Origin of the sequence: Streptomyces sp. NBC_00104 (assembly GCF_045160825.1) — a bacterium.
Lineage (GTDB): Bacteria > Actinomycetota > Actinomycetes > Streptomycetales > Streptomycetaceae > Streptomyces.
The window spans coordinates 8,446,852-8,470,079 of record NZ_CP108215.1 but is presented as its reverse complement, the minus strand read 5'-3'; the positions used below and the strand labels follow the sequence as shown (position 1 = coordinate 8,470,079).

Annotated in this window: 16 protein-coding genes; 12 read left to right on the top strand and 4 right to left on the bottom strand. The window is 70.7% G+C overall.

Annotation, left to right across the window (positions count from 1 at the left end; translation table 11 throughout):
• Positions 1-254: 254 nt before the first annotated feature.
• Positions 255-3,965, top strand: a complete 3,711-nt coding sequence (locus OG272_RS37160; protein ID WP_405895549.1) for a S8 family serine peptidase — start codon at positions 255-257, stop codon at positions 3,963-3,965.
• A 56-nt stretch (positions 3,966-4,021) separates the two neighbouring features.
• Positions 4,022-5,023, top strand: a complete 1,002-nt coding sequence (locus tag OG272_RS37155; RefSeq protein WP_326575872.1) for a LuxR C-terminal-related transcriptional regulator — start codon at positions 4,022-4,024, stop codon at positions 5,021-5,023.
• Positions 5,024-5,122: 99 nt separating this feature from the next.
• On the opposite strand, the gene acnA is transcribed toward OG272_RS37155, so the two are convergent.
• The gene (gene acnA / locus OG272_RS37150; RefSeq protein WP_326575875.1) at positions 5,123-7,840 is read right to left on the bottom strand and encodes an aconitate hydratase AcnA; all 2,718 of its coding nucleotides are present in this window, start codon (positions 7,838-7,840) and stop codon (positions 5,123-5,125) included.
• A gap of 376 nt (positions 7,841-8,216) precedes the next feature.
• On the opposite strand from acnA, the gene OG272_RS37145 reads away from it, so the two are divergent.
• The 3 genes from OG272_RS37145 (at position 8,217) to OG272_RS37135 (ending at position 11,103) form a co-directional block, all read left to right on the top strand.
• A complete protein-coding gene (locus OG272_RS37145; protein ID WP_405895548.1) occupies positions 8,217-8,939 on the top strand; it encodes a VOC family protein in 723 nt (240 codons plus the stop codon).
• 270 nt (positions 8,940-9,209) lie between these two features.
• Complete coding sequence (locus tag OG272_RS37140) at positions 9,210-9,407, top strand: DUF4236 domain-containing protein (protein ID WP_326575879.1); 198 nt, start codon at positions 9,210-9,212, stop codon at positions 9,405-9,407.
• Between the two features lie 166 nt (positions 9,408-9,573).
• On the top strand, positions 9,574-11,103 hold the full coding sequence (locus tag OG272_RS37135; RefSeq protein WP_326575881.1) for a UDP-N-acetylglucosamine 1-carboxyvinyltransferase: 1,530 nt from the start codon (positions 9,574-9,576) through the stop codon (positions 11,101-11,103).
• Between the two features lie 187 nt (positions 11,104-11,290).
• On the opposite strand, the gene OG272_RS37130 is transcribed toward OG272_RS37135, so the two are convergent.
• Positions 11,291-11,422 (bottom strand): hypothetical protein, encoded by a 132-nt coding sequence (locus OG272_RS37130; protein WP_405895547.1) that lies wholly within the window; start codon positions 11,420-11,422, stop codon positions 11,291-11,293.
• A gap of 629 nt (positions 11,423-12,051) precedes the next feature.
• On the opposite strand from OG272_RS37130, the gene OG272_RS37125 reads away from it, so the two are divergent.
• Positions 12,052-12,747: a DUF4397 domain-containing protein gene (locus tag OG272_RS37125; RefSeq protein WP_326575885.1), complete on the top strand. Its 696-nt coding sequence runs from the start codon at positions 12,052-12,054 to the stop codon at positions 12,745-12,747.
• 349 nt (positions 12,748-13,096) lie between these two features.
• On the opposite strand, the gene OG272_RS37120 is transcribed toward OG272_RS37125, so the two are convergent.
• Both OG272_RS37120 and OG272_RS37115 read right to left on the bottom strand, forming a co-directional pair.
• Complete coding sequence (locus tag OG272_RS37120; protein WP_327727409.1) at positions 13,097-14,335, bottom strand: cation:proton antiporter; 1,239 nt, start codon at positions 14,333-14,335, stop codon at positions 13,097-13,099.
• A gap of 865 nt (positions 14,336-15,200) precedes the next feature.
• Positions 15,201-15,425 carry a heavy-metal-associated domain-containing protein gene (locus OG272_RS37115; RefSeq protein WP_326575887.1) on the bottom strand — a complete coding sequence of 75 codons (225 nt, stop codon included), beginning with the start codon at positions 15,423-15,425 and terminating at the stop codon, positions 15,201-15,203.
• A gap of 204 nt (positions 15,426-15,629) precedes the next feature.
• On the opposite strand from OG272_RS37115, the gene OG272_RS37110 reads away from it, so the two are divergent.
• From OG272_RS37110 to OG272_RS37085, 6 genes are all read left to right on the top strand, one after another.
• Complete coding sequence (locus OG272_RS37110) at positions 15,630-17,438, top strand: methylmalonyl-CoA mutase family protein (protein ID WP_327727410.1); 1,809 nt, start codon at positions 15,630-15,632, stop codon at positions 17,436-17,438.
• A complete protein-coding gene (scpA, locus tag OG272_RS37105; RefSeq protein WP_327727411.1) occupies positions 17,438-19,612 on the top strand; it encodes a methylmalonyl-CoA mutase in 2,175 nt (724 codons plus the stop codon). Before OG272_RS37110 ends, scpA begins: the two co-directional genes overlap by 1 nt.
• Positions 19,609-20,589, top strand: coding sequence for a methylmalonyl Co-A mutase-associated GTPase MeaB (gene meaB, locus OG272_RS37100; RefSeq protein WP_327727412.1), 981 nt, complete (start codon positions 19,609-19,611; stop codon positions 20,587-20,589). The genes scpA and meaB overlap by 4 nt, the downstream gene beginning before the upstream one ends.
• Positions 20,590-20,754: 165 nt before the next feature.
• Positions 20,755-21,225, top strand: coding sequence for a hypothetical protein (locus OG272_RS37095; RefSeq protein ID WP_326575895.1), 471 nt, complete (start codon positions 20,755-20,757; stop codon positions 21,223-21,225).
• Positions 21,226-21,401: 176 nt separating this feature from the next.
• Entirely contained in the window at positions 21,402-22,097 is a 696-nt protein-coding gene (locus tag OG272_RS37090; protein WP_327727413.1) for a class F sortase, read from the top strand.
• 291 nt (positions 22,098-22,388) lie between these two features.
• Positions 22,389-23,201 carry a carbonic anhydrase gene (locus OG272_RS37085; protein ID WP_327727414.1) on the top strand — a complete coding sequence of 271 codons (813 nt, stop codon included), beginning with the start codon at positions 22,389-22,391 and terminating at the stop codon, positions 23,199-23,201.
• The last annotated feature ends 27 nt before the right edge of the window (positions 23,202-23,228 follow it).

Below are 23,228 nucleotides of genomic sequence, written 5' to 3'. Positions count from 1 at the left end.
GATCCTGTCGCGGTTGTCTGGGGGAACCCTGTGTTCCGGCTGAGCCGGAGCCGTGTGACCTGGTCGGCGGGCATGGACGGCGCTCCGCACGGGGACGTACGGATGCCGCCAACTGCCTTGTCCGAAGAGGGCGTTGGCACGGACCGGCCACAGGAACCCCTTGAGCCTCTCTCGGCGCGCAGCCCACTCTGATCACTGGCTTCCGCCCACCAGGCCGGAAGCGTTCGTCAGCGTTCAGGGGAGGACGCACACCCATGCGAAGACTCCACACCCTCGGGGCCGTGGCAGGAGCGGCCGGTCTGCTCGCGGCGGCGATCACGCCCGCGGCGGCCGGCACCGCCACCAGCACCGCCACCGCCACCAGCACCAGCACCAGCACCAGCACCAGCACCAGCACCAAGAAGACCGACACCGCGAGCACATCCACCACGCAGACCGTCACCCTCATCACCGGCGACACCGTCTCGCTCACGGCCGGCCCGGACGGCAGGTACGCCGTCGACGTACGGCGCGGTGCGGGCCGCGAGGCCGCCACGTTCCTGTCGAGCGAACGTGACGGCGAGGTCAGTGTCCTGCCGGCGGACGCGATCCCGCTGCTCCAGGCGGGCCGCCTCGATCCGGCCCTCTTCAACGTCACCCGGCTGGTGAAGCAGGGTTACACCGATGCCAGGACCGGCACCACCCCCGTGATCGCGACGTACGCGAAGGGCGGTGCGACCCCCGACGGCGCCCGCCGCACGCTCGCGTTGCCCGGGATCGACGGCGCTGCGCTGAGTGCCGAGAAGTCGACCGCGTTCTGGTCGGACATCGCCCCGGCACTCGGCACCGAGCCCGCCACGAAGGCCGCGCGGCGACTCGGCGAGGGCATCGACAAGATCTGGCTGGACGCCAAGGTGAAGGTGTCCCTGGAGACGAGCGTCCCGCAGATCGGCGCACCCGAGGTGTGGCAGTCGGGCTACGACGGCAAGGGCGTCAAGGTCGCGGTCCTGGACACCGGTGTGGACAGCGGGCACCCGGATCTCGCGGGCAGGGTCGCCGAGTCCCGGAGCTTCGTCCCGGACCAGGAGGTACAGGACGGTCACGGACACGGCACCCATGTTGCGTCCACGATCGTGGGGTCCGGCGCGGCCTCGGAGGGCCGTCACAAGGGCGTGGCACCGGGCGCGGAGCTGGTGGTCGGCAAGGTGCTGAACAACGCGGGCCGGGGCCAGTCCTCCTGGATCATCGCGGGTATGGAGTGGGCGGCTCGCTCCGGCGCGAAAATCGTCTCCATGTCGCTGGGCGGTACGGCGACCGGCCCCTCCGACGTGCTCAGCGAGACCGTCGACGAGCTGTCCGCCTCCACCGGCAGCCTCTTCGTCATCGCGTCGGGCAACGCGGGCCCGGGCGAGCAGACCGTGGGCACCCCGGGCATCGCCGACTCGGCGCTCACCGTGGGCGCGGTCGACAAGTCGGACCGGCTGGCGTCGTTCTCCGGCCGAGGCCCACGCCCCGGTGACTTCGCGGTCAAGCCGGAGATCACCGCGCCGGGCGTGGGCATCACCGCCGCGCGTGCCGCCGGCACCACCATGGGTACGCCGGTCGACGACAACTACACGACGGCGAACGGTACGTCGATGGCGACCCCGCATGTCGCGGGCGCCGCCGCGCTGGTCGCGCAGGCGCATCCGGACTGGACCGGCCGGCAGATCAAGGAAGCCCTGGCCACCACGGCGAAGACGAACGCCGACAACTCCGTGTTCGAGCAGGGCGACGGGCGGGTCGACGCCGTGCGGGCCGTCGGACAGAACGTCTTCGCGACCCCGACGCTGAGCTTCGGCAAGTTCGAGGACGGCGACACCGAGATCGCCACCAAGGACATCACGTACACCAACACCACGGACAAAGCGGTGGAGTTGAAGATCTCTTCGTCGCTCGCCGACGTCACGGTGGGCAGCGGCACGCTGACCGTGCCCGCGCGGGGCACCGCCACGGTCCCGGTCGGCGTCGACCCCGCGCAGGAGGAGCAGGGCCGGTACACGGGCCACATCACGGCAATCGCCGACGGCATCCAGGTCACCACGGGTGTCGGCTTCGAGAAGGCTCCGAGGACGTACGACCTCAAGGTCTCGCTCCTGGGTCGCGACGGCAAGCCGCCCACCGGGGGGTCGCTCTACACGCTCATGGAGCTGAACGGCGCCTACCCCGACCAGTACGGCTTCATCGGCACCGGCTGGACCTGGCAGGTTCCGGCCGGCACCTACTCCGTCTCGACCTGGATCCCGGACCGCGACGCGGGCGGGGTGGCCGTCGGCACCTCGGTGGTCGTCAACCCCGAGATCAAGGTGGACGGGGACACCGAGGTCGTCCTGGACGCCCGCAAGGCGGTGGAGATCAAGCCGAAGACGAAGGAGGACTCGGAGTTCCAGGGCTTCAGCACCAACGTGCACCGCGAGGGGCCGGGCAACGCCTGGGGGCTCACCTACAGCCAGGGATTCTGGACCGACCACGTCTATGTGACGCCGGCCGAGCAGGTCACCGAGGGAACCCTGGAGTTCTCCGCCAAGTTCCGCCTGTACGCGAAGGAGTTGACGGCGAGCGTCACCAGCCCGGAGAAGTCCGAGCTGTCCTCGCTCTACTACTCCCAGACGTACGAGGACTTCCCGCTGAAGATCAGCGGTGACCACAAGGTCCAGGCCGTGGACGCGGGCGGCGGTACCGAGGCCGACTTCGCGGGGCTCGACGTCAAGGGCAAGGTGGCGGTGGTCGCGCTCGGCGCCACGGAGCGGGCACAGAGCGCTCTGGACAACGCGACCAAGGCCGGCGCGGGTTACCTCATCGCGTACCGCAAGACCCCCGGTTTCTGGATCGAGGCCGTGGACCGCGCGACCACCGTCCCGCTGATGATCGCCACCGACGAGGAGGGCGCCAAGCTCACCGGCCTGCTGAAGACCGGCAAGAAGGTCACGCTGAAGCTGGGCGGCACGCCGGTCAGTCCGTATGCCTACAACCTGCTCGCCGCGCAGAGCGGAGCCATCTCCGCCGACCAGACGTACCGCTTGGACCGTTCCAACACCGTGAAGCGGAAGGCCCGTTACCACGGAGCCACGGCCGGCGAGATCGGCGCGGACGCGCTGTACACCTACCGCCCCTGGCAGCTCTTCGGCATCGAGAACAGCATGTACATGCAGCTGGGCACGGAACGCGACGAGTACTACTACGTCGACCCCGACACCCGTACCTGGCACGTCGTCTATCCGAACTGGAATACGTTCAGGGGGCAGTGGAGCCCGCTGAGGACCTTCAGCAAGCCGGGCACGGAGCCCACCGAGAGCTGGCTGCGCCAGGTCGTCCGCCCCGGAACCAGCGAGGAGTACGGTCTCTCCGAACGCACCGGCGACAAACTCACCCTCTCCGTGGCGGAGTTGAGCGACTCCACACCGGGTCACTACGGCTACATCGACGGCACCGACAACACCGCGAAGGGCAAGCTCTACGCGGACGGGCAGCTGGTCGGTGACTCGACGTTCGGCGGGTACGGCACCTTCGACGTGGCGGCGGACAAGGCCTCGTACCGCTTCGTACTGGACGTGCAGCGCCGGGCCGCCTGGGCCACGTACTCCACGAGCACGCACACCGAGTGGACCTTCGCCTCGGCGCACACCGACAGCGAGACGGCCCTGCCGATACTCACGGTCGGTATCGCCCCGAAGGGCCTCGACCTCCTCAACCGGGCCAGGAGCGGCCGGGAGCTGGAGGTCGGGCTGCCGGTCGCGAACCAGCTGGGGAGCGTGAAGGCGAGCAGTCTGAAGGCCTGGGTCTCCTACGACGACGGCACGTCGTGGAAGGAAGTGAAGGTCAAGAACGGCACGGCACGGTTCAAGCCGGCGAAGGGCGCCGAGTCGGTGTCACTGCGGGTGCGGGCCACCGACCGCGACGGCAACGGGATCGACCAGACCGTGCTGCGGGCGTTCGGCCTGAAGTAGGCGACACCCGCCACCCGGTCCTCAGCCTTAACAAAGATCCTCTACCGTGCCGGGACATGGTGAACACGGCACACGACACGGCAAGACCGACCCCTGCCGCGAGCCCCTGGTCCGCGGTGGGGGTCTCCGCCTTCGACGAGCTGGTGTACCAGGCGATCCTCCATCAGCCCGATGCCGAAGCGGCCGGCTGGGCGCTGCTGACCGGTGCCTCCCCGGCACGGGTGCGCGAGTCCTGCGACCGGCTGCTCGCACTCGGGTTTCTCCAACCGCCCGACTCCATGGGCGGGTTACGCGCGGTCGACCCACGGGTGGCGATCCGCGCGCTGATCCGGCGGCGCGAGACGGAGTCCGAACTGCTCGCCGCCACCGCCGAGGAGATGGCGACCGCGTACGAGGCGGGGCTGCTGCGCGAGGAGCCGTCCCGGCTGGTCGAGGTGGTCTCCGGGGAGGGCGCCAACGCGGCACGCCTGGAAGAGCTGTACGCCCACGCCGAGCACGAGGTGTGTGTCTTCGACACGCCTCCCTATCTAGCCCCCCGTACCCCACAGCTGGACCTCCAGGCCGATCTGCTCAGCCGCGGGATCGTGTATCGCACGGTCTACGCCGCGACCGCCCTGGAGGACCCGGACGTCCTGTCCCACGCCTGGAAGATGGTGGAACTCGGCGAACAGGCCCGGGTGTTGCCGTCGGTGCCGGTCAAGTTGCTGGTGGTCGACGGACGTCGGGCGATGCTCCCGCTGACCGCCTCCCCGGCGGGCGGCTACTGCGCCGCCGTCGTACGGCACTCGGCGGTGACCGAGGCCCTGCAGAAGCTTTTCGACCTGGCCTGGCAGCAGGCGGCTCCGCTCGGCCGACCCGCCGAGGACGCCGAACTCTCCGAGGGCGAGCGGGCGTTGACACGGCTGCTGGCGGCCGGGATGAAGGACGAGGCGGTGGCCCGCCACCTGGGCGTGAGTCTGCGGACCCTGCGCCGCCGGGTGAGTGACCTCCAGGAGCGGCTGGGGGCGGCGAGCCGCTTCCAGCTGGGGATGCGGGCGGCGCAGCGCGGCTGGTTGTAGCGCGGTCTGCGGGAGCCCCCTCGGATCGGCCGTCGAGGACGGCGAAGGGCCGCACCCCCGTCACCGGGGATGCGGCCCTCAACTGCCCTGCCTGGCCGCTTACTTGCGGATCAGGCTGCGCAGCACGTACTGCATGATGCCGCCGTTGCGGTAGTAGTCGGCCTCACCGGGGGTGTCGATGCGGACGACCGCGTCGAACTCGACGCCGCTGTCGGTGGTGACCTTGACAGTGCGCGGCGTGGTGCCGTTGTTCAGCTCCTCGACGCCGGTGAAGGAGAAGGTCTCCTCGCCGGTGAGGCCGAGGGAGGAGGCCGAGGCGCCCTCCGGGAACTGGAGCGGGAGGACGCCCATGCCGATGAGGTTCGAGCGGTGGATGCGCTCGTACGACTCGGCGATGACGGCCTTCACGCCGAGGAGGGCCGTGCCCTTGGCCGCCCAGTCACGGGACGAGCCGGAGCCGTACTCCTTGCCGGCCAGGATGACCAGCGGGATGCCCTGCTCGATGTAGTTGCGCGAGGCGTCGTAGATGAACGACACCGGACCGCCGTCCTGGGTGAAGTCGCGGGTGTAGCCGCCCTCGGTGCCCGGCGCGATCTGGTTGCGCAGGCGGATGTTGGCGAACGTGCCGCGGATCATGACCTCGTGGTTGCCGCGGCGCGAGCCGTAGCTGTTGAAGTCACGACGCTCGACACCGTGCTCCGTGAGGTACTTGCCTCCGGGGGTGTCGGCCTTGATCGCGCCGGCCGGGGAGATGTGGTCGGTGGTGACCGAGTCGCCCAGCTTGGCGAGGACGCGGGCGCCGGCGATGTCCGAGACCGGGGTGGTCTCCATCGTCATGCCCTCGAAGTACGGGGGCTTGCGGACGTACGTCGACTGCGGGTCCCACTCGAAGGTGTTGCCCTCGGGGATCGACAGGGCCTGCCACTGGGCGTCGCCCGCGAAGACGTCGGAGTAGGACTTGGAGAACATGTCCTCGCCGATGGCGTTCGCCACGACGTCGTTGACCTCGGCCTCGGAGGGCCAGATGTCCTCCAGGTAGACCGGCTTGCCCTCCTGGTCCGTGCCGAGGGCGTCGCGCGTGATGTCCACCTTCATGGAGCCCGCGAGGGCGTACGCGACGACCAGCGGCGGGGAGGCCAGGTAGTTCATCTTGACGTCGGGGTTGATCCGGCCCTCGAAGTTCCGGTTGCCGGAGAGGACCGAGGTGACCGCGAGGTCGTGGTCGTTGACGGCCTTGGAGACCTCCTCCGGCAGCGGGCCGGAGTTGCCGATGCAGGTGGTGCAGCCGTAGCCGACGAGGTTGAAGCCGACCTTGTCGAGGTAGGGGGTCAGGCCCGCCTTGTCGAAGTAGTCGGTGACGACCTTGGAGCCCGGGGCGAGGGTGGTCTTGACCCACGGCTTGCGGGTCAGGCCCTTCTCCACGGCCTTCTTCGCGACGAGCGCGGCGGCGACCATGACGTACGGGTTGGAGGTGTTGGTGCAGGAGGTGATGGCCGCGACCGTCACCGCGCCGTGGTCGATCTCGTACGTCGAGCCGTCGGGGGCGGTCACGGTGACCGGGTTGGACGGGGCGCCGTTCGGGGCGACGGCCGGGGAGTCGGAGGCCGGGAAGGACTCCTGGCCCGCCTCGTCCACGGAGTCGACGTAGTTGCGCACGTCGACCTTGAACTGCTCGGCGGCGTTCGCGAGGACGATGCGGTCCTGCGGGCGCTTCGGGCCGGCGATGGAGGGGACGACCGTGGAGAGGTCGAGCTCCAGCTTCTCGGAGAAGTCGGGCTCGGCGGCCGGGTCGAGCCAGAGGCCCTGCTCCTTGGCGTACGCCTCGACGAGCGCGAGCTGCTGCTCGCTGCGGCCCGTGAGCTTCAGGTACTTGATGGTCTCGCCGTCGATCGGGAAGATCGCGGCGGTCGAGCCGAACTCCGGCGACATGTTGCCGATGGTGGCGCGGTTGGCGAGCGAGGTGGCGGCCACGCCCTCGCCGTAGAACTCGACGAACTTGCCGACGACACCGTGCTTGCGAAGCATCTCGGTGATGGTCAGCACGAGGTCGGTGGCGGTGGTGCCCGGCGTCAGCTCACCGGTGAGCTTGAAGCCGACGACGCGCGGGATGAGCATGGAGACCGGCTGGCCGAGCATCGCGGCCTCGGCCTCGATGCCGCCGACGCCCCAGCCGAGCACACCGAGGCCGTTGACCATGGTGGTGTGCGAGTCGGTGCCGACGAGGGTGTCGGGGTACGCCTGGCCGTTACGGACCATGACGGTGCGGGCCAGATGCTCGATGTTCACCTGGTGGACGATGCCGGTGCCGGGCGGGACGACCTTGAAGTCGTCGAACGCGGTCTGGCCCCAGCGCAGGAACTGGTAGCGCTCCTTGTTGCGGCCGTACTCCAGCTCGACGTTCTGCGCGAAGGCCTCGTTGGTGCCGAACTTGTCGGCGATGACGGAGTGGTCGATGACCATCTCGGCCGGGGAGAGCGGGTTGACCTTCGCCGGGTCGCCGCCGAGCGCCTTCACGGCCTCACGCATGGTGGCGAGGTCCACCACACAGGGCACACCGGTGAAGTCCTGCATGATCACGCGGGCCGGGGTGAACTGGATCTCCTGGCTGGGCTGGGCCTGCGAGTCCCAGCCGCCGAGGGCACGGATGTGGTCGGCGGTGATGTTCGCGCCGTCCTCCGTGCGGAGCAGGTTCTCCAGCAGGACCTTGAGGCTGTAGGGCAGGCGAGCCGAGCCCTCCACCTTGTCCAGCCGGAAGATCTCGTACGACTCGTCGCCCACCTGCAGCGTGCTGCGGGCGTCGAAGCTGTTCGCCGACACGACAGTCTCCTTCATTCCATGTGCGCGTACCACCGCATCCTGCCGCCACGCCCCCTTGGCCGACCCGCTAAGGTAAGGCTAAGTTAGGTAGCCCTTACCGCCAGACAGGCCGGGACGTGCGGCCGCAGTGCGCCTCGGCAGATATCTCGATGTCGAGATAACAGTAGTACATGGGCGCGGGCTGGTCATGCCCGGCCCGATGTGGCGTGCGCCAATCTCCGGGCGAGCGGGCACGGCTCCGGGCCGTTTATCGCGTTGCACGGCGGTTGCCGGGCTTCTTAGCATTGTCGTCCTCATGGGCAGCGGGGACGAGCCCCGTCCTCGGCCGGCCGAGCCCGTCCGCGGCCGTGAGTCAGCGGATCGGAGATCCCCAGGCATGACGTCCCACCTCCACGCGCTCTGCTTCGACGCGAACGACCCCGTCGGCCTCGCGCGCTTCTGGGCCGGCGTCCTGGGCTGGGAGACGACCGACGATCCCTACGACGGCATCGCGCTCGCGCCGAACGACGACACCGGGTTCCGGCTCCGCTTCCTGCCGAGCCAGGAGAAGAAGACCGTCCCGAACCAGATGCACTTCGACCTGACCAGCAAGTCCCTCGACGACCAGCAGCAGGTCGTGGCGAGGGTGCTGGAATTCGGCGGCCGGCACATCGACATCGGCCAGCTCCCGGAAGAGGAGCATGTGGTCCTCGCCGACCCCGAGGGCAACGAGTTCTGTGTCATCGAGCCGGGCAACGGCTTCCTCGCCGACTGCGGATTCGTCGGAGCGCTCGCGAGCGACGGTTCGCAGGAGGTCGGCTACTTCTGGAGCCGCGCGCTGGACTGGCCGCTGGTCTGGGACCAGGACGAGGAGACCGCGATCCGCTCACCGCACGGCGGCCCGAAGATCACCTGGGGCGGCCCGCCGCTGGCCCCGAAGGCCGGCAAGTACCGGCTGCACTTCGACCTCGTCCCACCCGCCGACGGCGACCAGCAGGCAGAGGTCGACCGCCTCGTCTCCCTCGGGGCGACACGCGTCGACATCGGCCAGGGCGAGGTCGACTGGGTGGTGATGGCCGACCCCGACGGCCACGAGTTCTGCGTACTGCCGCCTCGCTGACGCGACCGGCCAGGGCGCGACGGGACCGGTCAGGGCGCCACGCGACGCCAGTCAGGGCGCGACGGGACCGGTCAGGGTGCCACGAGCCGGTCAGGCGCCACGGGGCGCCCTCGCACCTCCGCGCGCGCCCCCCACGCACCGCGGCGGTTCACGAGCCTCCCCTTCCCGATCCCCGGCCAATACCCCTCTCGGAACTCGCAGTTGTCGACAAGCGACAGGGATGCGAACCGCCGAGGGGGGTACCCGGTGTCCATCGGAAAGGAGGCACACATGCCGCTCACGTTCCGCAAGAGCTTCCGCATCCTGCCGGGTGTGCGACTGAACATCAACAAGCGCTCCTGGTCCATCACCACCGGCGGCCGCAACGGCCCGCGCCACACGCACAGCAGCACGGGACGCCGCACGACCTCGATGGATCTGCCCGGCCCCTTCGGCTGGCGCCGTACGCGCAACGCGAAGCGCCACTGAGCCCACCGATGGCCCGCCGTACGGCTGACGCCTCGTCACGCCGCACGGGCGCCACTCCGTCCCTCACTCCCTCACTCCCTCACTCCCTCACCTGAACGGCCCTCCGCAGCACCTCCAACAGACCCCCCAAGAGGCGCCATCTCATATCTGAGATAACCTCGACCTCATGGCAGACGACTACCTCGAACGCATCGGCAAGCTCATCCGTGACGCAAGGCAGCACCGTGGCTGGACGCAGTCGCAGTTGGCGGAGGCGCTCGGCACGAGTCAGAGCGCGGTGAATCGTATCGAGCGCGGTAATCAAAACATCAGCCTTGAGATGATCGCCCGAATCGGTGAAGCCCTGGACAGTGAGATCGTCTCGCTGGGATACGCGGGTCCGATGCATCTGCGGGTGGTCGGCGGGCGTCGACTGTCCGGCTCGATCGACGTGAAGACCAGCAAGAACGCGTGTGTCGCGCTGCTGTGCGCCTCCTTGTTGAACAAGGGGCGCACAGTGCTGCGCAGGGTGGCCCGGATCGAGGAGGTGTACCGCCTTCTGGAGGTGCTCGGCTCCATCGGCGTACGCACCCGGTGGATCAACGGCGGTGTCGACCTGGAGATCGTGCCGCCGGCCGAACTGGACCTCGACGCGATCGACGCGGAGGCGGCCCGCCGCACCCGCTCGATCATCATGTTCCTCGGCCCGCTGCTGCACCGCATGGACCACTTCAAGCTGCCGTACGCGGGCGGTTGCGACCTCGGGACGCGGACGATCGAGCCGCACATGATCGCGCTGCGCCGGTTCGGCCTCGACGTCACGGCCACCGAGGGGCTCTACCACGCCGTGGTGGACCGGTCCGTCACCCCCGGTCGGCCGATCGTGCTGACCGAGCGCGGCGACACGGTGACCGAGAACGCGCTGCTCGCCGCCGCCCGGCACGACGGCGTGACCGTCATCCGCAACGCCTCGTCCAACTACATGGTCCAGGACCTCTGCTTCTTCCTGGAGGCGCTCGGCGTACGGGTGGAGGGCATCGGCACCACCACGCTCACCGTGCACGGGGTGCCGCGCATCGACGTGGACGTCGACTACTCGCCCTCCGAGGACCCGGTCGAGGCGATGAGCCTGCTCGCCGCGGCGGTCGTCACCGAGTCCGAACTGACCGTGCGCCGGGTGCCGATCGAGTTCCTGGAGATCGAGCTGGCGGTCCTGGAGGAGATGGGCCTCGACCACGACCGCTCGGCGGAGTACTTCGCCGACAACGGCCGTACGCGTCTGGTGGACCTCACCGTCCGGCCCTCGAAGCTGCAGGCGCCGATCGACAAGATCCACCCCATGCCGTTCCCCGGCCTGAACATCGACAACGTCCCGTTCTTCGCGGCCATCGCCGCCGCCGCGCAGGGCCAGACCCTCATCCACGACTGGGTCTACGACAACCGCGCGATCTACCTGACGGACCTCAACCGCCTCGGCGGCCGCCTCCAGTTGCTGGACCCCCACCGCGTCCTGGTCGAGGGCCCCACCCGCTGGCGCGCCGCCGAGATGATGTGCCCGCCCGCGCTGCGCCCGGCCGTCGTCGTCCTCCTCGCGATGATGGCCGCCGAGGGCACGTCCGTCCTGCGCAACGTCTATGTCATCAACCGCGGTTACGAGGACCTCGCGGAGCGGCTGAACACGGTCGGGGCGCAGATCGAGATCTTCCGGGACATCTGACCATTCTTCACCGGGGCACCCGCCGCACCCTGCTTGACGTGCTGGAAAGCAAGCCGGGAGGAGGTGCGGCGGCACTCGTGGGACATCCCTTGCCGGTGAGCCGGTACTGCTCGATGCGATGGTGCGGAAGCCGGCCGTCGCTGACGCCCGCGAGGAACACCCGCTGGAACTCCAGGCCCTTGAAGCGCTACATCGTCCCGATGCGTACGGCGTCCTGGTCGCCCCTCACCCCGTCCTTGGTGAGTTCCACGGACGGGATACGGAACGGCTCCCGGGCGAGAGTGCCGGCCATCTGGACCGCGGCCCGGTGGCGGCCCATCGCCCTCGGCCACTTCCAGGTAGAGAGCCGGTTCGTCGGGGACCGTGAAGCGGTGCACGCTCGGCGCCGCACCGCCGTCACCACCGACCTGGATCTCGATGGTGGAGTCGGGGGCATCCGGGTGCGGCACCTCGTGCGCCTCCCCCGAGGCCAGGCCGTAGGGGCCGTTGAGCTGTACCACTAGGCCGGACGGCGCGTCCGCGAGCCGGCGGATCAGCAGCAGGCTCCGGATGGTGGTGCTCTTTCCCGATCGAGGTCAGAGCAGGCACGGGCCAGGGCGTTTGCGATCACTTCGGAGCTGTCCGATGGTGGTTAGGGTCCTTCATACGGCGTGAGCAGGGCGGCCTCCCACAGGGCCGACGCGGCCGCCAGAGGTCGTCGCGGGGCCGATCGGACCGGGTCCACAGCCAGCCGATCGGACCGGGTCCGAAGCGTGGACGGTTCATCGGGAAAACCAGGGACGGTTCATCGCGGCTTTCCCTTCTTGGAAATCGCAGCTCCGGAACCTTGTCAGAAGCCCCGCTCTCCCAGGCCCCCGGAGACCGCAGAAGCACATGTCCGCGCGTGCCGCTCCGCCGATGCCCGAAGCAGGGCCCGGCGCAGCAGTGCGCTACAGAAGGGACAAGGCCATGAACACGCGACTCACAAGGGCGGCCCTCGCGCTCGGTGCGGCCGGGCTGCTGGGACTGACGGCTGTCCCCGCCACGTCGGCCGGAGCGGCGCAGAACACGGCGCAGAACAACGCCACCGTCACGGTCTTCCACGGCATCCCCGAGGCGAACGTGGACGTCTACGCCAACGGCAAGAAGCTGCTGTCCGACTTCACCCCTGGCTCTCTGAGTTCTCCACTCTCCCTGCCCGCCGACTCCTACGACATCAAGATCTTCAAGGCCGGGGCCTCCTACTCCGCCACTCCCGTGGTGCAGCAGACGGTCGAGGTGTCCAGCGGCACCAACGCCAGCCTGACGGCCAACCTGAACACCAATGGCCAGCCGGCGCTGAACGCCTTCCTCAACGACACCTCCAAGGTGCCGGAGGGCAAGTCGAGGCTGATCGTGCGGCACGTGGCGGCCGCGCCCGCGGTCGACGTGCGGGCCGACGGCACTCCGGTCTTCAAGAACGTCAAGAACCCGCAGCAGAAGCAGGCGGACGTGCCCGCCGGGTCGGTCAATGCCGATGTCGTACTGGCCGGCACCACCACCGTCGCCATCGGCCCCGCCAAACTCGACCTCGACCCGGGCGGCATCACCGTGGTCTACGCCTGGGGCAGCGCCGACGCCAAGAACCTCGCCCTCACGGTGCAGAAGCTGAGCGCTTCCGGATAGCACCTGGCCCGGCGGCGAGGACGCTGTTTGCGGAACACGTCGCACGTCGTATGCCGCCGGGGCTGTGCGCGGATGGGCCACCGGCCACACGTCGGTGCGCGGAAGGGCGTACAGGCCGGTGGCCACGGCGTGTTGGGCGACTGAGGCGTCGACCGCGTGGACGCCGTATGCGTGGTGACGGATGGCCGGTGGGGGCGGTCTGTCCTGGCACCGAGGCCGCCGACAGTTCTGATGGCCGTGGCGCCGCGTGGAGGGTCCGGGGTCGCTCGCGGCGTGCCCGTACGCCGCGTCGCGTCCGAGCCGGACGCGCCCGCGCACAGCCTTCTCAGGCGTTCGCGTGCACGGTTCCTCAGACGTTCGCGTGCGCGGCCTCGGTGGTGGGCTCGGGGTTCGGGTCGGGCTGTCCCGCCGGCGCCTCCTGGGGTGCGGCCGATGCGCGGCGGCGGGTGAGTCGGGTGGCGAGGGGTTCGGTCCAGCGGGCGGTGAGGGGGCCGAGGACGACCAGGATGAGGACGTACGCCGTGGCCAGGGGGCCGACGCGGGGCTCGACGCCGACGGCGAGGCCGGCGATCACGATGGAGAACTCGCCCCGGGCGACCAGCGTTCCGCCCGCCCGCCAGCGGCCCTTGGCGGAGATCCCGGCCCGCCGGGCCGCCCAGTAACCGGTGGCGATCTTCGTCAGGGAGGTGACGGCGGCCAGCGCGAGGGCCGGCAGGAGGACGGGCGGGATGTCGGCGGGGTCGGTGTGCAGGCCGAAGAAGACGAAGAAGACCGCGGCGAACAGGTCCCGCAGCGGGGTGAGGATGCTGCTGGCACCCTCGGCGACCTCACCGGACAGCGCGATGCCGACGAGGAACGCGCCCACGGCGGCCGAGACCTGCAGGTGCTGGGCGACCCCGGCGACGACGAGGGTGAGGCCGAGGACGACCAGGAGGAGCATCTCGGCGTTGTCGGAGGAGACGGCACGGCTGATCAGCCGGCCGTGGCGCAGGGCGACGTAGAGGACGGCGCCCACCGTGCCCAGGGCGATCAGGAGGGTGAGGGCGCCGCCCGCCAGGCTCACCCCGGCGAGCAGGGCGGTGAGGATCGGCAGGTAGACGGCCATGGAGAGGTCTTCGAGGACCAGGACGCCCAGCACGACCGGGGTCTCACGGTTGCCGAGGCGGCGAAGGTCGCCGAGGACCTTGGCGATGACGCCGGAGGAGGAGATCCAGGTGACGCCGGCGAGGGCGACGGCGGCGACCGGGCCCCAGCCGAGCAGCAGTGCCATCGCGGCGCCGGGGGCGGCGTTGAGAACGAAGTCGACCGCGCCGGAGGGGTACTGGGTCTTGAGGTTGGTGACGAGTTCGGAGGCGCTGTACTCCAGGCCGAGCAGGAGCAGCAGGAGGATGACGCCGATCTCGGCGCCGGTGGCGATGAACTCCTCGCTGGCCTGCAGGGGAAGGATGCCGCCGTGGCCGAAGGCGAGCCCGGCGAGCAGATAGAGGGGTATGGGTGAGAAGCCCACCCGTCCGGCGAGGCGGCCCAGCAGACCCAGGGCGAGAATGATCGCCCCGAGCTCGATGAGCATGGCGGTGGTGTGATGCACGGGCGTCTGTCCTCCGTTGACGAGTGCGGTGACGGCGTCTGTGCCTGGTGCGAGTTCGGGTGCGCGTATGGGTACGCGTGTCGCGTGCGGCTACGACCGGCGCACGCGGGCGGCGGGGCCCGGCACACCTGTCGGGCGGGGCCGTCGGCGTCGTACCGGCGCGCGGGTTTCCCGCGGGGCTCGGTCGCCTACGTGACGGGCCGTCGACCGCCCGAGGGCATCGGGCGGTCGGCGGACCTCTGCTACGGCGGCGAGGGCGTCAGCGCGCGGGGCGGTCGCTCGGGCCCGCGGCGCGGCCGGTATCGGGTACGGCGTCGCGAGCGGCGTTGACGACGCGCACGCGGATTACTCGACCCATGTCACGCCCCCCACACACACGCCGTCGGCTGCACCACCGACCATCACTCGAACAAATGAGCAAAGTAGCGCTCACCGGAGCGTCAGCGCTTGGTAAAGGATCCTAGCGCAATCCGAAAAGGTGAATTCACCCAATAGGTAAAGCGCTACCCATGTCCCTTCACTTCGGGCTCATCCCGTCACTCTCCGGTCTCGGCCTTCCCGCTGCCACCGCCCCGCACCGACCGCTCCCCCGCCGTGACACCGCGCCGCGAGACGCCCTTCAGGAGTCCGCGAGGTCAACGCCCGCGGTGGAAGCCGAGGGGTTCGAGCCCCGGGCAGTCGAAGACCGGCGACAGGGCGAGCGGCACGACCCCCGTGATGCCGAGTCCGAAGAACCAGGCCATGCGTGCCGCTCTCTCACCCCGCCGCCGGTCTCCGGCTTGACGGGATCCTCACACGAGTGGGGGGACCGATGCATTGCCGTGTTCCGGCAACGTTCCCGCGCGTTCCCTTCCCGCTCTCCGGCTCAGGCCGCGGCCTGCCGTACGACCTCCGCGACCTCGTAGCCCGCCTCCACGATCGCCGCGCGGACGGCCCCGTCGTCGACCGTCTCCCCGCGCACGGTCACCAGCCCGGCCCGTACGTCGACATCGACCTCGGTGACGCCGGGAACCGCGACGACCTCCTCGGTGACGCTCGCGGCGCAGTGGCCGCAGCTCATGCCGGACACGGTGAAGTACTTCTCGGCCATGGGGTCGCTCCTGTCCTCGGTCGGCCCGGTGACATCGCCTCATGGGGCTCACGGGCCGCGTGGCACGAGGTACGGCGGACGGCCCCGGCGCGTTCAGCCCGGCCCGGTACGCGGGCCGCCCGCACTTCGAGATCGTCCCGGAGAGGGCAAGGTCACAGCCGTGCCCCCTGCTGCTCCTTTGTGCATCTGGCCTAGCATCCGAGCATGACGGTCCTGCCTGACGACGGGCTTGAGCTGGCCGCCGAGTTCCCTGACGCAACCCACGAGCAGTGGCAGCGCCTCGTTGCGGGCGTGCTGCGCAAGTCGGGCCAGGACGTCGAGGGCGCTCAGGCCGAACAAGCCCTGTCCACCGCGCTGGAGGACGGGCTGCGCACCCGCCCTCTGTACACCGCGCACGACACCGCGCCCCCTCCGGGTCTCCCCGGCTTCGCGCCCTTCGTACGAGGAGGCCGGGCCGCGGGCAACACCGTCGGCGGCTGGGACGTACGCCAGCGCCACACGGCGGCGGACGGGGACGCCGTGCTCGCGGATCTGGAGAACGGCGTCACCTCCCTGTGGCTGGTGCTCGGCGAGACCGGCCTCCCGGTGTCGTCGCTCGGCCGGGTGCTCGACGGCGTCTACCTCGATCTCGCGCCGGTCGTCCTGGACGCGGGCGCCGAGGTCGGGCCCGCGGCACGGGAGTTGCTGCGGCTGTACACCGACCGCGGTGTCGCCAAGGAGGCGGCGCGCGGCAACCTGGGCGCGGATCCGCTCGGCCACGAGGCCCGTACCGGACAGACGTACGACTTCGCGCCCGTGGCCGGCCTGGCCCGACTGTGCGCGGAGGAGTACCCGGGGCTGCGGGCCCTGACCGTGGACGCCCTGCCGTACCACGAGGCGGGCGGCTCGGCCGCGCAGGAGCTGGGTGCCTCGCTCGCGACCGGTGTCGCGTATCTGCGGGAGCTGACCGGGGCCGGGCTGAGCGTCGAACAGGCCTGTGCGCAGCTGGAGTTCCGGTACGCGGCGACCGCCGACCAGTTCCTGACGATCGCCAAGCTGCGGGCCGCGCGCCGGCTGTGGGCGCGGGTGGCCGAGGTGTGCGGGGTGCCCGCGGCCGGGGCGCAGACTCAACACGCGGTGACCTCGCCGGTGATGATGACGCGCCGCGACCCGTGGGTGAACATGCTGCGCGCGACCATCGCCACGCTGGCCGCCGGGACGGGCGGCGCCGACTCCGTCACCGTGCTGCCCTTCGACCACACGCTCGGACTGCCGGACGCGTTCGCCCGGCGCATCGCGCGCAACACCTCCACGATCCTCATCGAGGAGTCCCACCTGTCCCGGGTGATCGACCCGGCGGGCGGCTCCTGGTACGTGGAACGGCTCACGGACGAACTCGCCCACGCGGGCTGGGAGTTCTTCCAGGAGATCGAGCACGCGGGTGGCCAGGCGGCCGCCCTGCGCTCCGGCGCCGTACGGGACCGCCTCGCCGAGACCTGGGCGGCCCGCAGCGCCAGGCTCGCCAAGCGGCGCGAACCCGTCACCGGCGTCAGCGAGTTCCCCCACCTGGCGGAGAAGCCGGTCGTCCGCGCGCCCGCGCCCGAGCCGCCGTCCGGCGGTCTCCCCCGCGTCAGCCGCGACGAGGCGTACGAGGCGCTGCGCGCCCGCTCGGACGCCCACCTCGCCGCGACGGGCTCCCGGCCCCGCGTCTACCTGGCCTCCCTCGGCCCCGCCGCCGCCCACACCGCCCGTACGACCTTCGCCGCCAACCTCTTCCAGGCGGGCGGCATCGAGCCCGTCACCGGCGGCACGTTCGAGGAGAGCGGTGCCACCGAGGTGTGCGTGTGCTCCAGCGACGCCCTCTACGAGGAGCAGGCCGCGACCGTGGCCGCACGGCTGAAGGCCGCCGGCGCCGCGCGGGTGTTCCTCGCCGGCCGCCCCGGGCAGTACACCGACGTCGACGCGTACGTCTTCGCGGGCTGCGACGCCGTGGCCGTCCTGTCCGCCGCCCTCGACCGCATGGGAGTGTCCTGATGGGAATCCCCGACTTCTCCGGGATCGAGCTGGGTTCCCCGGCCCTCGACGGCGGCGCCGACGACTGGCGTACGGCGGTCGAGAAGGCGGCCGGCGGTGACGACCCGCTGTGGCAGACCCCGGAGGGCATCCCGGTCAAGCCGCTGTACACCGGGCAGGACCTGGAGGGCCTGGATTTCCTGGGCACCTACCCGGGCATGGCGCCGTATCTGCGCGGCCCGTACCCGACGATGTACGTCAACCAGCCCTGGACGATCCGCCAGTACGCGGGCTTCTCCACCGCCGAGGAGTCGAACGCCTTCTACCGGCGCAACCTGGCGGCCGGTCAGAAGGGCCTGTCCGTCGCCTTCGACCTGCCCACCCACCGGGGCTACGACAGCGACCACCCGCGGGTGACGGGCGACGTCGGCATGGCGGGTGTGGCGATCGACTCGATCCTCGACATGCGGCAGCTCTTCGACGGCATCCCGCTGGACCGGATGAGCGTGTCGATGACGATGAACGGCGCCGTGCTCCCGGTGCTCGCGCTCTACATCGTGGCGGCAGAGGAGCAGGGCGTACCGGCCGAGAAGCTGGCGGGGACCATCCAGAACGACATCCTCAAGGAGTTCATGGTCCGCAACACCTACATCTATCCGCCGAAGCCGTCGATGCGGATCATCTCCGACATCTTCGCCTTCACCTCGCAGCGGATGCCCCGCTACAACTCCATCTCCATCTCCGGCTACCACATCCAGGAGGCGGGCGCGACGGCCGACCTGGAGCTGGCGTACACGCTCGCGGACGGTGTGGAGTACCTCCGCGCGGGCCGCGAGGCGGGCCTGGACGTGGACGCGTTCGCGCCCCGGCTGTCGTTCTTCTGGGCGATCGGCATGAACTTCTTCATGGAGATCGCCAAGCTGCGCGCGGCCCGCCTGCTGTGGGCGAAGCTGGTCAAGCAGTTCGACCCGAAGAACAGCAAGTCCCTTTCCCTGCGCACCCATTCGCAGACCTCGGGCTGGTCGCTCACCGCGCAGGACGTCTTCAACAACGTCACGCGCACGTGTGTGGAGGCGATGGCGGCCACCCAGGGCCACACCCAGTCGCTGCACACCAACGCCCTGGACGAGGCCCTCGCCCTGCCCACCGACTTCTCCGCGCGCATCGCCCGCAACACCCAGCTGCTCATCCAGCAGGAGTCCGGCACGACCCGGGTCATCGACCCGTGGGGCGGCAGCGCCTACGTCGAGAAGCTGACGTACGACCTCGCCCGCCGCGCCTGGCAGCACATCCAGGAGGTCGAGCAGGCGGGCGGCATGGCCCAGGCCATCGACGCGGGCATCCCCAAGCTGCGTGTGGAGGAGGCGGCGGCCCGCACCCAGGCCCGGATCGACTCCGGGCGGCAGCCGGTCATCGGCGTCAACAAGTACCGCGTGGAGACCGACGAGCAGATCGACGTCCTCAAGGTCGACAACTCCTCCGTCCGCGCCCAGCAGATCGAGAAGCTGCGCCGGCTGCGCGCGGAACGCGACGAGCGGGCGTGCCAGGACTCGCTGGACGCGCTGACCCGGGCCGCCGGCGGCGAGGGCAACCTGCTGGAGCTCGCGGTGAACGCGGCCCGCGCCAAGGCCACGGTCGGGGAGATCTCCGACGCCCTGGAGAAGGTGTACGGCCGGCACGCGAGCCAGATCCGTACGATCTCCGGCGTGTACCGCAACGAAGCAGGCGAGTCCCCGGCGGTGGACCGCACCCGTGGCCTGGTCGACGACTTCCAGGAGGCCGAGGGCCGCCGGCCGCGCATCCTGGTCGCCAAGATGGGCCAGGACGGCCACGACCGGGGCCAGAAGGTGATCGCGACCGCCTTCGCCGACCTCGGTTTCGACGTCGACGTCGGCCCGCTGTTCCAGACCCCGGCCGAGGTGGCCCGCCAGGCCGTCGAGGCGGACGTGCACATCGTCGGGGTGTCCTCGCTGGCCGCCGGACACCTCACCCTCGTCCCGGCGCTGAAGGAGCGGCTGGCCGAGGAGGGGCGCGCGGACATCATGATCGTGGTCGGCGGGGTGATCCCGCCCCAGGACGTGCCCACGCTCCTGTCGATGGGCGCGGCGGCCGTCTTCCCGCCCGGGACGGTGATCCCGGACGCGGCGTACGACCTGGTGAAGCGGCTGTCGGACGACCTCGGGCACGCCCTGTGATCGATGTCGGCGCCTACGCCGAGGGCGTCCTCGACGGGAAGCGGGCGATCATCGCCCGCGCCATCACCCTCGTCGAGTCCACCCGGCCCGGGCACCGGGTGCTCGCCCAGGAGTTGCTGACCGCGCTGCTGCCGCACAGCGGCCGGGCCCGGCGGATCGGGGTCAGCGGGGTGCCGGGCGTGGGCAAGTCGACGTTCATCGACGCCTTCGGCACGAGGCTGACCTCGCTCGGTCACCGGGTGGCGGTGCTGGCGGTCGACCCGTCGTCGAGCCGTACGGGGGGCTCGATCCTCGGCGACAAGACCCGCATGGAGCGCCTGGCCGTCGACCCCGCGGCCTTCGTGCGGCCCTCCCCGACGGCCGGCACGCTCGGCGGGGTCGCCAAGGCCACCCGCGAGTCGATCGTGGTGATGGAGGCGGCCGGCTACGACGTGGTGCTGGTGGAGACCGTCGGCGTCGGCCAGTCCGAGACGGCCGTCGCCGACATGGTCGACTCCTTCCTCCTCCTGACCCTCGCCCGCACCGGCGACCAGCTGCAGGGCATCAAGAAGGGCGTCCTGGAGCTGGCCGACGTGCTCGCCGTCAACAAGGCGGACGGCCCGCACGAGCGCGACGCCCGCACGGCGGCCCGGGAGCTGGCGGGAGCCCTGCGGCTGATGCACGGCAAGGACACGGTCTGGACGCCGCCGGTGCTGAGCTGCAGCGCTCGCGAGTCGACCGGTCTGGACACGGTCTGGGAGCGCCTGGAACAGCACCGCGCCCTCCTCGACTCCACCGGCCGTCTCGCCGCCAAGCGCCGGGACCAGCAGGTCGACTGGACCTGGTCCATGGTCCGCGACGAACTCCTCGGCCGGCTGCGCACCCACCCCGGCGTACGGTCCCTCGCACCCGGCCTCGAACAACAGGTCAGGGACGGCGAACTGACGGCCACGCTGGCCGCCGAACGCATCCTCAAGGCGTTCGGGGATCCCGCTTAGGGCCCTTCTGGGCCGCTCGGCGGCCGGTCGGGGGGTCCCGGTTCACCCGGCTGAGCGCCCTGAGTGGTGAGCGCGTGCGATCCGGCTGACGGTGGATCACGTCGGAGCCGGGTCAAGTCAGCTGACGAAGCACCAGCTGCCCGGCTGCGGCGGAAGGACCATCAGATGCGTTCTGCTCGCATGCTTCTCGCTACCGCGGCGGCCACCGCCGTCCTCGCCATCACCGCCCCCGGCGCCTACGCCGACGGTGACGGTGGCAAGTGGGACCACGGGGACCATGGCTACAGCAAGGAGCACGACAAGGACAGCAGCCACGACGGACCGCACGGCGGGGTTCACACGGGTGGCGGTGCGCTGACCTCGCTGAACAACGAGGGGGAGTGGGACTCCGGGCAGGCCGCCAAGCCCGAGGCCGGGGGTTACGACAAGGAGGAGTCCACGAAGGAGTCCTGGAAGGGCGAGCACGACAAGGGCTCCTGGAAGGGCGACCACGACCAGCCGCGCGGCGGGATGCACACCGGTGGCGGCGCGCTCGCCTCGCCGACGGTGACCGCGGGCGGGATGGCCGTCCTCGCGGTGGCCGGTACGGGCATGTACGCCCTGCGTCGCAGGAAGACCGCCGGAAGCGTGGCCTGAGCCCATGCCGGGCGCGATACCTGGCGCGATAGCGGCCGCGGCCGCCACACACCGTGTGTCGTGTGGCGGCCCGGCCGGCGTTCCGGCGTGTCCCCCGCCCGCCCTCCGCCCGTCCGTCCGTCCGCCCGTCCGCCCGTCCGTCCGTTCAGCTGCCGTACCTGGTGAGGTGGTGTCCGATGGCAGCCCCCGCTTCTCCCCCCGGCACCGATCCGGTGCCGACCCGCCGTGGCACCCACGTGAATCTGACCGTGCTGTGCGCCGTGGCCCTGCTGATCCTGGCGGTGAGTCTGTTCGGCGGCGCGGACTCCTCGTCCGACGCCTCCCGTCCGTCGAACGCCCGGCACGCCCCGCAGGCCGCCCCCGCCGCGCCCTCCGAGGAGTTCTCCCCCGCCGAACGGGCGGCGGGACAGCGACAGCGGACGTCCCGAGCCAGGCCGATCCGCCTGCTCATCCCCAAGATCCGGGTGAGCGCCCCCTTCGTTCCCCTCTCCGTCGGCCGCTCCGGGCAGCTCGAAGCCCCGCCCGCCGACGACGTCAACCTCGTCGGCTGGCACGCCGAGGGCGCCGCCCCCGGGGAGACGGGCACCGCGATCATCGCCGGGCACGTCGACACGGTGACCTCTCCGGCCGTCTTCGCGGGGCTCAGCGAACTGGAGAAGGGGGACGTCTTCCACGTCGTACGCTCCGACCGGAGCAGGGTGTCCTTCGTGGTCGACGGCGCGGAGACGTTCGAGAAGGACGACTTCCCCGACGAGCGGGTGTACGCCGATGCCGCCCGGCCCGAGGTCCGGCTGATCACCTGCGCGGGCGCCTACGACCGCAAGGCCATGGACTACACGGAGAACCTGGTGGTGTTCGCGCACCGGACGTGAGGGCGCGGGGCCCGGTCGCCGCGCGTGCCGCGCCGTCCGGCCCCGCTTCCGTCCCGCTCAGGACCCCGTCGCCTCCGCCACCGGCTCGGCCGACTGCGCCATCTCCCCGGTACCCCGCTCACCGACGGCTCGCCCGGCGGCCCGTGAAGCGAACAACAAGAGACCGACTGCCCAAATGCCTTCCCTGAAGTGACCAAGAACGATTCAAGGGTCGGCCATGATTGATCAACGCTCGTCCATGATTCCGCAACTTGAATCTTTGAGCGTTTGGCCGGACGTACGTTCCTGCCCGTGAACTCTGACGCAGCACCCCACAGAGGCGACGCCGCCGAGGCGACCGCCGCCGGCGCGGACGCCCCGATATCCCACGCGAAGCCTCGCGGCCGACGCTCACTCCTGCGCGCCGCACTGGCCGGCACCGCCGTACTCGGCGGCGGCCTCGCCGTCGGCGCCTTCCCCGCCGACGCCGAGCCCGTCTCCCGCTCCACCCCCAAGCCCTCCGCCCCCACCCGCACGCGGCCCGGCACGGCGGAAGAGGCGCTGAAGGAACTGTCGAAGGGCAACCGCCGCTGGCGGACCTTCCACGAGCAGCACCCCGACGAGGACGCCGTCGTGCGCAAGGCCCTGACGACCGGTCAGGAGCCCTTCGCCCTCATCCTCGGCTGCATCGACTCCCGCGTCCCCCCGGAGCTGGTCTTCGACCAGGGCCTCGGCGACCTGATGACCGTGCGCAGCGCGGGCGAGGTGCTGGACCAGTCGGTGCTCGGCAGCGTCAAGTACGGCGTCCTCGAACTGGACATCCCGCTGGTCGTGGTGCTCGGCCACCAGTCCTGCGGCGCCGTGAAGGCGGCGGTCGCGGCGGACCAGACCGGCGACAGGCTGCCGAGCGGCATCCAGTACATCGTCGACGAGATCGCTCCGGCCATCGACCACAGCGTGACCGGCGACGCCCGGGTCGCCGCGACGATCGACGCGAACGTCCGGCTCGTCCGCTCCAAGGTCGCGGCCGACTCCGACATCGCCGCCAAGCTGAAGGCCGGCGAGGTGGCGATCGTCGGCGCCCGCTACGACCTGACGACCCAGCGAGTGCACCTGCTCAAGTAACTAGGCCCCGCCAAGGGGAAGGCGGCT

Bases quoted from the DNA above. Each gene is read 5' to 3' on its own strand.
- OG272_RS37160 (WP_405895549.1), top strand. From the start codon at position 255: ATGCGAAGACTCCACACCCTCGGGGCCGTGGCAGGAGCGGCCGGTCTG.
- OG272_RS37155 (WP_326575872.1), top strand. From the start codon at position 4,022: ATGGTGAACACGGCACACGACACGGCAAGACCGACCCCTGCCGCGAGC.
- OG272_RS37145 (WP_405895548.1), top strand. From the start codon at position 8,217: ATGACGTCCCACCTCCACGCGCTCTGCTTCGACGCGAACGACCCCGTC.
- OG272_RS37140 (WP_326575879.1), top strand. From the start codon at position 9,210: ATGCCGCTCACGTTCCGCAAGAGCTTCCGCATCCTGCCGGGTGTGCGA.
- OG272_RS37135 (WP_326575881.1), top strand. From the start codon at position 9,574: ATGGCAGACGACTACCTCGAACGCATCGGCAAGCTCATCCGTGACGCA.
- OG272_RS37130 (WP_405895547.1), bottom strand. From the start codon at position 11,422: ATGGGCCGCCACCGGGCCGCGGTCCAGATGGCCGGCACTCTCGCCCGG.
- OG272_RS37125 (WP_326575885.1), top strand. From the start codon at position 12,052: ATGAACACGCGACTCACAAGGGCGGCCCTCGCGCTCGGTGCGGCCGGG.
- OG272_RS37115 (WP_326575887.1), bottom strand. From the start codon at position 15,425: ATGGCCGAGAAGTACTTCACCGTGTCCGGCATGAGCTGCGGCCACTGC.
- OG272_RS37110 (WP_327727410.1), top strand. From the start codon at position 15,630: ATGACGGTCCTGCCTGACGACGGGCTTGAGCTGGCCGCCGAGTTCCCT.
- scpA (WP_327727411.1), top strand. From the start codon at position 17,438: ATGGGAATCCCCGACTTCTCCGGGATCGAGCTGGGTTCCCCGGCCCTC.
- OG272_RS37095 (WP_326575895.1), top strand. From the start codon at position 20,755: ATGCGTTCTGCTCGCATGCTTCTCGCTACCGCGGCGGCCACCGCCGTC.
- OG272_RS37090 (WP_327727413.1), top strand. From the start codon at position 21,402: ATGGCAGCCCCCGCTTCTCCCCCCGGCACCGATCCGGTGCCGACCCGC.